Here is a 13,048-nt window from a genome sequence, read left to right on the forward strand (position 1 = left end):
AATGAAAAAACCAACAATTTCTGATGCGCCAAACAAAATAGGGGAAACAGAAAATTAAGAGATCACAGAGAATAAAAGTCTCTGCCAGGGAGAAGAAGATGAGAAAATATGGGAAACGCCTGCTTGCAGGAATCCTTGCATTTACACTTGCTGTTGGAAGTGCCGGATGTGCAAAGGAAGAGACGCAGGTAAAAAAAGATTTGAAATCGCAGATTGCACAGAGCGCGGAAAGCCTGGATACATTTTATGAATCACAAGAAAAATCTGTCCTGCTGGATGAAAGTACGCTCCCGGCGGGAGACGGAACGAGCGACTGGACGGCGGTTGCGCTGACATTCTCGGGAAAAGCAGACAGCAAAGTGCAGGCGGCATATTTGAATCGGCTGCAGAAGTATGTCGAAAAAACATATGAGCAGGGCGGCGGTTTAAGTAAAGTAAAGGCAACCGAATATCACCGGATCGCACTTACGATGCTTGCGCTTGACGGGAATCCGGAAAAAGTGAAAAACGCATCCGGGAAAGTGATCGATCTTGTTGCGGACGGAACCTGGAATTTTACGAAAGGCGATCCGGGAATCCAGGGCGCAAATGGACTGTGCTATGCATTGCTTATGCTGGATGCCGGAGATTATAACAATCCAAAGCAGCCGGAGCTTAGAAAGAAGTTTATAACAGAGCTTCTGGAGTATCAAAAAGAAAGTGGTGGTTTTTGTATCGACAACAGTCTGGATCCGGAAGTAGATATAACAGCTATGGCGGTGCAGGCACTTGCACCTTATTATAAAGAAGACAAATGCAAGAAGGAAAAACTGGATGCGCAGAAGATGAAAGAAAGTATCGATGCAGCAGTAAAATGGCTTGCTGCGCAGGAGTCTGACGATGCAGAATTTCTATATGATAATATTGCAAGTTCTGAATCCATTTCCCAGGTGATCCTTGCACTGTGCGCACTAGAAAGAGATCCGGGAAAAGATGAGACATTTACGAAAAAAGAAAGCACACTGCTGGACGCGCTTGCAAAGTTCCGTAAAGAGGATGGCATATATATGCATGAAAAAGCGGACGAAGAAGGAAGTGCGATGGCAACGTATCAGGCAATGATCGCTTTGGAAGCGGTACAGAAATTGCGGACGGAGAAGAAATGGATTTTTGATTTTAAATAAAATGCAGAAGGATAGCAGGGAGAAAGGAACAGATATGCACGATAAAATAGTACAGATACAGGAAGAAGTGAAAAAAGCCATTGTCGGAAAAGATGATGTCATAGAGAAAGTTCTGATCGCAGTACTGGCACAGGGACATGTGCTGTTGGAGGATGTGCCGGGAACCGGAAAAACAACACTTGCGACAGCATTTGCGAAGGCGCTTGGCTTGGATAATAAGCGTATCCAGTTTACACCGGACACGATGCCGTCTGATATTGTCGGATTTTCTGCTTATGATATGCAGACAGGAGAATTGCAGTATAAACCGGGCGCGATCATGACAAATCTTCTGCTGGCAGACGAGATCAACCGTACGTCCAGCAAGACACAGGCAGCGCTTCTGGAAGCAATGGAGGAAAAACAGGTGACAGTGGACGGCGTCACGAGAAAACTGGAAGAACCATTTATTGTTCTTGCGACCCAGAATCCGGTCGGTACAGCGGGTACTCAGAAACTGCCGAATGCACAGCTTGACCGTTTCCTGATGAAACTGAAAATGGGATACCCGGATCGTGCCGGGCAGATTGAGATGATGAAAGACAGACATCACGCCAATCCGCTGGATGATGTGCAGCCGGCAGTGGATATTCCGGAACTTCTCGGACTGATCGGAGAGGTGCAGAACATCTATGTGGATGATCTGATTTACAATTATATTTCAGAACTTGTTGAAGCGACGAGAACACAGGAAAATATTCAGCTTGGCTTAAGTCCGAGAGCGGCGCTTGCAGTATGCCGGAGCGCGAAAGCATGTGCATTTATCAAAGGGCGGGATTATGTGATACCGGCAGATGTGCTGGAAATCTTTGCACCGGTATGTGTGCACAGACTGTTGCTTTCCGCCAAAGCCAGACTGCATGAACAGTCTGCGGAGTTTGTCTTAAAAGAACTGACAGAACAGATTCCGGGACCGGAGATAAAGGAGTCAGTGATTCAATGAGAAAACAAAGGATCAAAGGAATGATCAGCTGGATATTTGTGCTGGCGGTACTTGGAACAGTTGTATTTTTTCGTGACAGTGCCATAGCATTTTATTGCGTGGTGTTCTGGTTTCTGATTCCGTTTATAAGTACAGCTTTGAATCTGTACATAAGAAAGAATCTGAAAATGGAGATTTTCTGCCCGGCGTCTGCCGAAAAAGGAAAAGAACAGTCTGCGGATATTTTTGTTGAAAACAGAGGAAAACTTCCGGTATTTCATAGTTTTGTCAGAGTACAGATGAAAAACAGGCTGACGAAAGAAATGACGGAACAGGAGATTGAGATTCCGACAGTGACAGAGAAACAGACAAAAGAAAGTTTTTCCTTTCGCTCAGATTATTGCGGTTATCTGACGTTGAAGATAACCGGAGTTTTTCTGATGGATTGGCTTGGTTTTCTTGCTGTCCGCTGTAAAGAGAACGGGACACAGTCTGTGGCAAAAACGGTTGTACTGCCGGATACATTTGTACCGCAGATAGTTTTAGAGCCGGCAGCTGGAAGTACAGAGGATGCCGAAGAATGGTCGCCGTTCCGGAAAGGAAACGATCAGACCGAGACGTATGCGCTCCGCGATTATGCACCCGGTGACAGCCTGCGGCAGATCCACTGGAAATTATCATCAAAGAGAGGGCAGCTTATCATAAGAGAGCCGAGCCTTCCGGAAATAAAAACATTGCTTTTGTTCTGGAATAAGGAAGGACAGGCAGAAGCAGGAGAAATGGATACGATGGCAGAAGTTGTTTCATCTGCTGCTCAGATGATCTGGGAAATGGGTGAGACATTTACACTTGGATGGCAGCAGAATGAGGAGAGCTGTTATATGCCGGTCGGAACAGAGGAAGAATTGCAGCAGGCGATCGCGCAGATGTTAAAAGGAGAATTTCCGGTGAAAGAGCAGACGCAGAATACATATGCGAAAGTGATTGTTTTTGGAATGGAAAATCAGGTAGAAGGAAATCTTCCGGATGAGCTAAAGGAAGCGCAGGTGACAGAGGTGCTCTGCGCCAGAGAACCGGAACGAAGAATTGCGGAACCGGGCAGGATCATCTACTGCGCCGGAACTTACAGAGAAGATCTGATAAGAATGGAATTATAAAGAACAGATCACAAAGAAGAGATTATAAGAAACAGTTTGTAAAGAACAGCGTGTAAAATGTAGGAAGGATGTTATATTGGCAGGACTTTATATCACAAAGAAAAAACAGAATAAGAAAGCCATTTCCGACAACTGGTGGTTCGCAGGGCTCAGCATAATCCTGCTTCTTACAGCGCTGGTAAAGAGAAAGGCTGTGAAAAATGGTTTCAGCAGACAGGGAAATGTCTGGAGAGCATTTCTCACAGGAAAGACAGGGAAAATCTGGCTGGATTATCCGGTGCATGGAAAAGCAGGAAGTGTACTGGCAGCAGTTCTTCTTGCAGTACTTCTCGGAATGTTGCTTTTTGTTCTTGTGAAAAAGAAAAGAACAGGAATGCTCCTTGTGGTCTGGACAATCTGGATGGCAGGATATGGAATCGGATTTTTCCGGAAAAGATGGGGACTGTTTGCAGGAACACTCTTTCTTGCCATATATTTTGCGTGCCGTTCCGGTATGGCAGGAGATAGTTTACGAAAAAGATTCTGGAAGAACAGGATAGCACTTGCAGGTGCGTTGGTGCTGATAGCCGGCATCTGCCTCGCAGGGAGTGGAATCGTAAAAGAAATCCTGGAACGTACAGGTGTAGATACGCTCAATGCCGGACATGCAAGGTTGGAACTTGCAGGAAAAATGCATGCCATGCGTTACGATCATGGAGAGACTGCGCTGACAGAGGGTGTGCTTACGGATGTAAAACAGCGGACACAGAGTAAAAAGACAGCGCTTCTTGTCACGATGGAGCATCCGCAGAAACTTTATCTCAGACAGATGACCGGGGAAATCTATACAGGGAGTTCCTGGGAGCCACTGGATGCGAAAGATCGAAAAGAAGGAAAAGCTTTATTTTACTGGATGCACAGATCGGGCCTCTACGGACAGAACGTAACGGGCGAGGCACTTGGACTTTCCGGTAAGAAAAAAACAGCGTCCGTGATAGTTGAAAATGTATCGGCATGCGAGAAAAACAGGTATTTACCATATGGTTTGAAAGCAGGAACCGCTTTTGCGGAAGATGTGATCGGAGATACAGAAAATCCGGCGCAGACCGGAAAAGAAAAACTGACATACTACACCGGAAGTACGGCGGACTGGTACAAACAGGCAGTCTGGATTGAAAAACACCAGAAGGAGCAAAAAGTACAGCAGTATCTTAAGAAGGAAGAGGCATACCGGAAATTTGTCTATGCAAAAGATCTCCGCCTTACGAACACGGCAATCGGTGTGATGGAAGAACTTCTGAAAAATGAAAAAAAGGAAGAACATTCGCTGACAGAGATCTTAAAGCTGGTGAAGGATACTTTGGCGAACCAGTTGAATTATAATGAAGCTGTACGAACAGATAATGGCAAACAGGATTTTCTGCGCTATACGTTTGAGCAGACAAAAAATGGATATGATGTACACTATGCGACAGCAGCTACATTGATGCTTCGCTATCTCGGAGTGCCTGCGCGCTATGTGGAAGGTTATTATGTGTCCGCAGATGAGATGAGAAATGTGAAAGCCGGACAGCCGGTGAAAATTAAGAAAAAACAGGCGCATGCGTGGACAGAATATTATCTGGACGGCGTTGGCTGGATCCCGTTTGAAGTGACGCCGGGTTATACAGATAAGGAAGATGAGCAGAAATTATCAGACATCCTGTCAGGCACAAACGGAAAAGGCGGAGCAGCAGGAAAATTATATCAGAAAAGCGGACAGACCTACGAGCCGCAAAAAGCGGACGGTCAGCAGGAGAAGAGTTCGAATGACAAACCTGTATTCCGTGGACAGACTGGGAAACATCTTCTGTGGCTGTTTCTGCTGATTCTGGTGCTTGTTATTGTGGGAATCAGCGTTATCATTTTATGGAAGAGAAGAAAAAAATTAGTTTCTTTTGAAATAGAAGTCAGTAAGATGGAACCAGCGGCAGCAGTTGCGGAATTGTATGGCTACAGTCAGAAGCTTATGGAACTGTGCGAGGTGAAAGTATGTGGCATGGAAGTGCCGGTGGCAGGTTTTGCAGGTGCAACGGAGGCTGATGAAACATGTGCGCAGGCAGAAAGCGAACGGATGCATTTCCTTAATCAGAAAGCGAGATTCAGCGGGCATACCGTAAGCGAAAAAGAAAGAAAGGAAATGCTTGCTTATGTGGAAAAAGTGATTTGTCTTTGTAAGAAACGAAGGAGTAAATGGAAATGTTTCCGGGATCATTATCTGTGCTGGAGATACAGATAAAGCTGGCAAAATGAGCTGGCTGATTCAAAAAGTACAGCAGGATAGCCAGAGAATATTTGAGCAGAAACAAACGAGATAAGAATGAAGGAGAATGCGCATGAAAACGAAACGGTGGAAACGATTACTTGCGGGAATACTATGTGTGACGATGGTAAGCGTCAGTACGGGGCCGGTTGTGTATGCGGCGGATGAGAGCACCACGCAGAGCAGTTTTGCAAAGGAAAGTTATGAGCAGGAAAGTTCTGCAAAAGACAGTCAAATGCAGAGTGAACCAGACAGTGCAAAAAAGCAGACGGCAGATTTGACGGAACAGAAAGAAGAAACCGCGAAGAGAGCAGGAAGTTTCGTTCTGGCAGCATCCGGTAAAAATGAGAATCTGATCTTGCCGGTATATGTAACGTATGAGGCAGGAGATACCATCTGGACGGCTTTGCAGAAAAGTGGATACAAATTCGAAAGAAGTGTAGATGACAGCTTCGTAAAGAAAATAGAAGGGAAAGCGGGAAACTATTGCGTGTTCTGCGACGACGGCAGTTATGATCTGGATGCGTCACCGGAAGATATTCAGGTAGTAGAATTTACTGAGATGACAGAATATGCAAAAAGCAGAAGTGCGTTGCTTTTTCGCATGGCAGAATACGAGAAGATGACGAACCATGTGCAGAAAGATCCGGCATGTGCAAAGGCATATGACAATGCAAGAAAAACGTACCGCAATGCCGAAGAGGATGTAGCGGCGTCTCTTTTAAAAGAATTGAATAATGCAATTGCCGCATATGAAAAATATCTGAGTGCGGCAGCCGTAAAGATCACGATAAATGCGACGCAGGACGGGAAAACACAGAAGAATCTGACGCTTAAGTTTACAGATGCGTATGACAACACCGTTACGGCAAAAGGGACAACGATCAGTTTAAGACCCGGAACATACAGCTATGAAATATCCGATGGCGGTTATAACAGTTATGAAAACGCAGACGGAAAAGAGTTGAAGATTACAAAAAGTATGACCATTCAGGCGGAACTCCCGTCCGGAAAATGGTTTAGCGATGTGAAATTACTGAAAAGCCGGACAGATGCAGATGGAAAAAAACAGGCATATGCATATGAAACGGATGCGGATGGACACAGCGTAACCTGTGAGGTGGACGACCGTGCCGGGGAAAATGAAAAGGTATACCTCTATGCAGAGCGTGGCCAGGATCTTCCGGACAGGGAAAATGCATCAGCAGTCCTTTCCTGGAGGGAAGTAAAGGAAGATACGCAGGATTCGGAGCCATCCGCAGAGAGAGAAACCATTGCGTGGGAAAGTGAAAAGAACGATTGCACTTCCGGTGTAAAAGAAGGAATGACTGGTGGAAAACTTCAGGTGGAAGCACGTTATACGGTGAAAAACTCTTCCGGCACAAGTGGTGTGCAGGTGCAGAAATACCAGGTGACGTTTGAACGTGTCCCGACCGCAGACATTTCGCTGAAAGATGCAAAAGGTCGTGCGCTGAATCTGGGATTTGAGCCGGATATTACAGAATATGAGACAGATACAGTCAGCAGTAGAGTATCGGTAGAAACGAAAACCTATGGAACGGACGGCTACAGCGTGACGGTAAAAAATGGAGATACTGTTTCGGAAGATGGAAACTGTAATCTTTCCAAAGGCACAAATTCGGTTACTGTGACAGTTGCCCACACGAATGGAAAATCGCGTACCTATCATTTCAAAGTAAATCTGGTTGAAAAAGTACCGGTAACGCTGAAAACACCGGATGGCGTGAAAGCAGTCATTGTAGATGCGAAAGATAAAGAGATCGAACCGGAAGAGGATGGAACGTATGCATTGATTCCGGGTGCTTCCTACTCTTACATTGCATCAAAGGATGATACCTATTTTGCAAAAGAGACATTTCAAGTGAAAGCGGTTACGGACGGCACAATGACGGTGACCGCCGCAGAACCGGAAGAAAAAGACGGACTTGCGGGATTTGCAATGTACAATGCTGCTATGGGCAGCAGACGGGAAGTGTTTACACCGGAGCAGGAATTTGAATCTGGTCGGCATATGTACCAGTACGCGGTACCGGATGCAAACAGCGCCATTTATGTACAGGCGAATACGCAAAATGATTATCAGGTGAAAGCAGTCTGGACAAAGCAATCCGATGGAACCCAGACAGAGCAGACAAGAATTGCAGCAGTAAATACGAGCAAAGGAGCAACGGTGCTGGGGCATGTGATCGAAGCGTGTGCGTATGGAAATACAGTGACGATCGTCACTTACAAAGAAGTATCCGGTGTGACTTATTACCAGAATTATGAAATGAATATCCGGCGTTCTCTGCATTTAAAGTCATTGAAAGCATCAAACGATTCCGGAGATCTTACATTTGTAAATGCAAATGGAACGGCAGAGGCGTTTGACCGGGAAATTTATGAATATCAGGTAAATGTTGCAAAAGGAACGAAATCTGTAAACCTTTCCGGAAGTTTCCTGAATGAAGAGAATGAAAACTGGTATGATAGCGGCTATTATGCAGTCATTGGCGATAAGACGTATTCTGATCTGTCGGATATAGAAGTCCCGATTTCTGAAAATGGAGCAGATGAGAAGATAAAAATCCAGGTTGCGCATGCGAATCCGGATACTGTGCAGAATACATACACAATCTGTGTGAAGAAAAAAGAACCGGTTCAGGTGACATTTCAGGTAGATCCGGAAGATGCAAATATTTTCATTCAGAATGAGACGGATCATACTACTGTTTATACGGAAAATGGAATCTGTGAACTGTTGCCTGGAATACCGTATTCCTATACGATTACAAAAAATGGTTACAAGGCAGTCAGGGTGACAGATTTCCGTGTGGAGGAGGATATCAAAGTTCCGGTTACACTGGAAGAAGCGCCGGAAAATACAGAAATTAAAGATCTGAATTCTCAGTGGCCGAGTTTCCGGGATGAGAATAATAACGTAGTCTTAGATGAGAAGACACCGGTCAAAGCGGAAGACAGCGTTCTCTACTGGGCAAATAAAGATGATTTTGACGGCTACTGCGGACATCCGATTCTTGTAGACGGATATCTGTACACATACGACAGTAAGAATCTGCTGAAAATGGATACGATAACCGGAAAACTGGTGAAACGCGGAGGTGCGCTTGTAAGACCTTCTTCCTTTGCGATCCAGCCACCGACTTATGCGGACGGAATGATTTTTGTCGGACTCAGCCAGGGAACGATCCAGGCATTTAATGCAAAGACAATGGAATCGCTGTGGGTTTATGAAGATCCGCTCGGTGGACAGCCGAACTGCCAGATTACGTATAAAAACGGATATATTTATACCGGTTTCTGGAATTCAGAGACAACAGAAGCGAATTATGTATGTATTTCGGCAGCAGATGAAGACCCGTCCCAGACAAATGAAAAGAAAGTGGCAACCTGGACACATACCGGAAAAGGTGGCTACTATTGGGCAGGAACTTACGCGGATGAGAGCGGAAAATTCCTGCTGCAGGGAACGGAAGACGGAGAAAGTGGATATAAGGATGGATATGCACATGTGCTGTCCATGAATCCGAAAAATGGAAGAGTGATCGATGATCTGACATTGCCATTTACCGGGGATATCAGGTGTAATATTATGAAAGATACAGAAGGTGATAATCCGACAGGTGATTATTATTTCACATCAAAATCAGGGTATCTCTATCGTATTTCTGTGAATGAAGACGGAACGTTTGACAAAGATTCCCTTCATTGGATCAAATTATCAAACAGTGAAGGATCGGAACTTACAATGAGTACATCTACGCCAACTGTTTACAACGGAAGAGCATACGTAGGTGTATCCGGTTCGGAACAGTTCGGTGCATACAAAGGGCATGGAATTGCAGTGTTGGATTTAAAAACAATGTCTGTAGCTTACGTTGTGCCGACCCAGGGATATCCGCAGACGAGCGGATTATTGACAAAAGCATATGAAAAAGAAAGCGGAAAAGTGTATGTCTATTTCTTTGACAATTATACTCCGGGGAGACTGCGTGTCATTTCCGATCAACCGGGACAGACAGAGTCTGCCGATATCGAGGCAGAAGAAGTAAATGGAAAAACTTACAATACGGCATATACATTATTTACCCCTTCGGGAGCGCAGGCACAATACTCACTTTGTAATCCAATCGTGGATGAATATGGAACACTGTATTTTAGAAATGATTCCAACCATATGATGGCGCTTGGAGCGACGATCAGTAAACTGGAAGTGACAAAGCAGCCGAAGAAGACATCTTATAAAGAAGGAGAAAAATTCGACCCATCCGGTATGCAGGTTATTGCGACCTATACGAACGGAAAGACAAGAGATGTGACAGAATATGTCAGCTACTCAGAAGAATCTCTTACACCGGATGATACGGATCTTACAATCACATTTCCATATGTGAAATACCAAAATAAAGATGGAAAAGCTGGATGCGATTACACGGCGCCGATCACAAGCGTTTCACTGGATATTTCCAAAAAAGAACCGGAAGTCGAGCCGGAAAAAGAGGTCATACAGGAAAAGAATGTAACTCTTGCGAAAACAAGTTATACATATAATGGAAAGTCGCAGAAACCAACCGTGAAGGCGAAAAATGCCAAAGGGCAGATCGTTGCAACGAGTAACTATACCGTATCCTATGCGTCTGGACGAAAAAATGTCGGAAGCTATAAAGTGACTGTAAAATTCAAAGGTGATTACAAAGGCACGGTCACAAAGACATTTCAGATTGTGCCAAAGGGAACAAAGATCACAACTTTGAAAGCCGGAAAGAAAAGCTTTACAGCAAAATGGAGCAGACAGAAAACCCAGACAACCGGTTATCAGTTTTCTTATACAACGGATAAGAAATTTAAAAAATCAGTAAAGACCATAACGATATCTAAGAATACAACAGTGCAGAAAACAGTGAAAAAATTAAAATCTAAGAGGCTGTATTATGTAAAAGTACGCACATACAAAACTGTGAAAATAAACGGAAAGACAACAAAGCTGTATTCAGGATGGTCATCTTACAAAAAAGTAAAAACAAAATAGTAGAAATATGAAACAAAATATTGTATCATTATGAAATGAATAAAAAAGAGAATAAGAAAGGTCAGTGCGCCCGGGATGATTGATAAAGAAATCCCCCGGCAGTGGAATGAGGTGAGAAGCCTCGCGAGACGGTCACTGTGAAGTCTGGAAATTATAATATGAAATTTTTACCATTATAGTACACAGACTAAGTCAGATACACGGAGTGCTGCATCCTTGACTTTGCCCAATCCGAAGTTGAAACATTAGATAAAAGATTTGTTGTGCTGTGCGAAGAAAAACAGATGTTTTTCTTGTGTGTGCATATAACCGGCTTTTGAATTGGGTGATTCAGGAGCCGGTTTTTTATTGTTGTTGTGCTTATATCTCAGAATTTATCTGAGGTTTTATATATAAAGAAAAGAGAAAAGGGAGGAAATAAGATTTATGAAGTTTAAAAACAAAATAATGACTGCTATAGTTAGTATCTGTATGCTTGCATTTATCCTGCCAATGGCAGTATCTGCTGCAGATAACGCAGATTCATCAGACAAGAATACAATTACCTGCTATGTAAGAGCAGAACAGGATGACGGAACCATTCTTCCGTATACGAAAGTAACAATGAACAAAGACGAGGTACCGTCTTTCCAATCCTACAAGATTAAAAATGCACCGGATGATGCGGATTATATCACACCGCTTCATATCTTACTTCAGGCATTAACAGATAAAGGAATGACAGACGAACTTGCAACTGTAGATATCGGATCCAGCGGATGGATCACAGATATGTTTGGATGGGGAATGGATCAGCTCTGGTGCTTAAATGGTATTGATGCGCCTACGGTAAGTGCACAGTATAAAGCAAAAGACGGAGACAAATATACATTCTATCAGGCAGCCGGAAACTGGGGCGCAGGATATGGATATCCTGGATATGGTTTCTTTGGAGAATATGGACCGGGACAGGATTACACACCTTACAGCGCAATTGAGACAGACGACGTTACAACGGGGGTTGGGTCTGATGTAGAACTGACTTATCGTTATACAAGCTCTATGCACACACCACAGTATGGACCATGTAATAATGAAGATGGTGCATATACAATGATTTTCGTCGGAAAGAATGGAGCAGATAAGGTTACAGATGAAGATTACCGCGAAGATATTGAAGTAGATAAAGATGGTAAATTCAAAGTATCTTTTGATAAACCGGGAACTTATGTAGTATCTGGACGTTATTATAATAACGATAATACAAGAGGTGCCTGCAATGCATATTGCAAGGTTACAGTGCTGGATGCTGTAGAATATGCACAGAAGACAATTGATGCTCTTGATGATATTACATTAAATTCTGAAAAAGCAATTGAAGAAGCTAAGAAAGCTTACAATTTACTGACTGACGAACAGAAAGAACAGATTAAAAACGCAGATGCAATTAAAACGGCTGAGGAAAAACTGAGCAAGCTTCAGGTAGAGAATGCTGAAAGCAAAATTAGCGCGATCGGAGATGTAACACTGGACTCAAAAGATGCGATTAAGGATGCAAGAGATACATATGACGCATTGACAGATGACCAGAAAAAACAGGTAACGAATTACGATGTATTAGAAACAGCAGAAGAAAAACTGAGTGATCTTCAGGTAGAGAATGTTAAAACAAAAATTGATGGAATCGGTGAAGTGACACTTAGCTCATCAAGTACAATCAAAGCTGCAAGAACTGCATATAATGCATTGACAGATGACCAGAAAAAACAGGTAACAAATTACGATGTATTAGAAGCAGCAGAAAAAAAACTGAGCGATCTTCAGGTAGAAAATGTTAAAAATAAAATTGATGGAATCGGTGAAGTAACACTTAGCTCATCAAGTACAATCAAAGCTGCAAGATCAGCATATAATGCATTAACCGCAGACCAGAAAAAACAGGTAACAAATTATGCTGTATTACAGAAAGCAGAAAGCGAACTGAGTGATTTGCAGAAAGCAGATGCTGTAGTAACCAAAATCAAAAATATCGGAACAGTTACATTGAAATCTGAGAGCAAGATAAAACAGGCAAGAACAGCTTACAATAAATTAACAGATAAACAGAAGACTTTGGTAACAAATTACGATGTATTAGAGAAAGCGGAAAAAGATCTTGCAGATTTGAAAGCAGCAGATCAGGTTTCTAAAAATATTACAAATATTGGAACAGTAACACTGGAATCCGAAGATGTGATCAAAGAAGCAAGAACAGCTTACGATGCACTGACAGATGCACAGAAAGAACTGGTAAGCAACAAAGATGTGCTTGAGAAAGCAGAAAAAGATCTTGCAGATTTGAAAGCAGCAGATCAGGTTTCTAAAAATATTACAAATATTGGAACAGTAACACTGGAATCCGAAGATGTGATCAAAGAAGCAAGAACAGCTTACGATGCACTGACAGATGCACAGAAA

The 13,048-nt window shown here is 43.2% G+C and carries 5 protein-coding genes and 1 pseudogene; all 6 read left to right on the forward strand.

Going from position 1 to position 13,048, the window contains the following annotated elements; all coding sequences use genetic code 11:
* The first annotated feature begins 98 nt into the window (after window positions 1–98).
* On the forward strand, window positions 99–1,163 hold the full coding sequence (locus tag DWY31_RS11040) for a prenyltransferase/squalene oxidase repeat-containing protein (RefSeq protein WP_118520567.1): 1,065 nt from the start codon (window positions 99–101) through the stop codon (window positions 1,161–1,163).
* Between the two features lie 34 nt (window positions 1,164–1,197).
* Window positions 1,198–2,145 carry an AAA family ATPase gene (locus DWY31_RS11045; RefSeq protein WP_021860198.1) on the forward strand — a complete coding sequence of 316 codons (948 nt, stop codon included), beginning with the start codon at window positions 1,198–1,200 and terminating at the stop codon, window positions 2,143–2,145.
* Window positions 2,142–3,281, forward strand: a complete 1,140-nt coding sequence (locus DWY31_RS11050; RefSeq protein ID WP_118520569.1) for a DUF58 domain-containing protein — start codon at window positions 2,142–2,144, stop codon at window positions 3,279–3,281. The genes DWY31_RS11045 and DWY31_RS11050 overlap by 4 nt, the downstream gene beginning before the upstream one ends.
* Window positions 3,282–3,357: 76 nt before the next feature.
* The gene (locus tag DWY31_RS11055) at window positions 3,358–5,538 is read left to right on the forward strand and encodes a transglutaminase-like domain-containing protein (protein ID WP_118520571.1); all 2,181 of its coding nucleotides are present in this window, start codon (window positions 3,358–3,360) and stop codon (window positions 5,536–5,538) included.
* A 97-nt stretch (window positions 5,539–5,635) separates the two neighbouring features.
* The gene (locus tag DWY31_RS11060; protein ID WP_158575513.1) at window positions 5,636–10,612 is read left to right on the forward strand and encodes an outer membrane protein assembly factor BamB family protein; all 4,977 of its coding nucleotides are present in this window, start codon (window positions 5,636–5,638) and stop codon (window positions 10,610–10,612) included.
* Between the two features lie 426 nt (window positions 10,613–11,038).
* Window positions 11,039–13,048, forward strand: a pseudogene (locus DWY31_RS11065) (hypothetical protein); the annotation flags it as partial.

It is taken from the genome of Dorea sp. AF24-7LB (genome assembly GCF_003478575.1).
GTDB classification, from domain to species: domain Bacteria; phylum Bacillota; class Clostridia; order Lachnospirales; family Lachnospiraceae; genus Dorea_D; species Dorea_D hominis.